Origin of the sequence: Gilliamella sp. HK2, from assembly GCF_001690265.1 — a bacterium.
Lineage (GTDB): Bacteria > Pseudomonadota > Gammaproteobacteria > Enterobacterales > Orbaceae > Gilliamella > Gilliamella apicola_C.
Window position 1 is genome coordinate 1 of sequence record NZ_LZGV01000011.1, and the last position, 930, is coordinate 930.

1 protein-coding gene and 1 pseudogene are annotated in these 930 nt (G+C 36.5%); both read left to right on the top strand.

What is annotated here, in order from left to right:
- Positions 1 to 244 (top strand): annotated as a pseudogene (locus A9G45_RS14250) (hypothetical protein); the annotation flags it as partial.
- Positions 244 to 930, top strand: a 687-nt coding sequence (locus A9G45_RS00290; protein WP_065572341.1) for a DUF6708 domain-containing protein, incomplete at its 3' end; no start/stop codon positions are given. The pseudogene A9G45_RS14250 and the gene A9G45_RS00290, both read left to right, overlap by 1 nt.

The following is a 930-nucleotide window of genomic DNA, read 5'->3' on the forward strand; positions in this document are numbered from 1 at the left end:
TAAAGTGATTGACCACTTTCTGTTGGCGGCCGATAACAGTTTAGGTTATGATGAATGGATGTGGATAAATAGCTATATGGCGTTTTCTGATAAAAATTTGGATGCCGAATTTATGCCAGAAGAAGACTTTACTTGGCCAATCAAAGTCAACTGGCCAGAAGAAATCGACAAAAAATCCAAAGCTAGCTCGCTTGAAGAGTATCAACAAATAGATGCCGAGTATAAAAAGTTAGGAAATAAATAATGCCATCAAAGTACCAACCGCAAGTGTCATGCTGGCGCGAAGATTTGCACAAAGGTGTATATACAACGCAATTGCCTTTAAGTAATAATAAAAAATTACGTTATGCTAATGATGATTATTGTGAATTTTCACGGCGTTCAGGAGGAGGATTTTTTGCTCGTGGGATTACAGCATTTATTTCCTCAATTTTTGTTTTACTATCATTATTGGCTTTATATATGGGAGTTTTCGTTATTATTACAGTGAGTGATGATAGAATAATAATAATATCAGGTATTTTATTGATAATATTTCTCGCTTATTTTCTTTTTCAATTCTTGCTAAATACACTGTTTGCCCCCGAGGATTGCCCCATCCGTTTAAACCGTAAAACAGGTAAAGTTTATATTTATGATCATTCTCTTTTATATTTTGGAACATGGGCTACCTTTACTCGCTCGCCCTTTAGAGCTAAAGAGATAACCGTTAAAGAGTTTAATTGGGCAGATATTCAAGGGTGTATGACCTCAGTATCGGTACCGACGGGCAGTGGCGGAATGGCTAGAAGCTATCGTCTAGAATGTGTGGTATGTGAGCCTAATACTACTAAAGTGATTGACCATTTTCTGTTGGCGACCGGTAGCAGTTTAGGTTATGAATGGATGTGGATAAATAGCTATATGGCTTTTTCTGATAATAATTTGGAT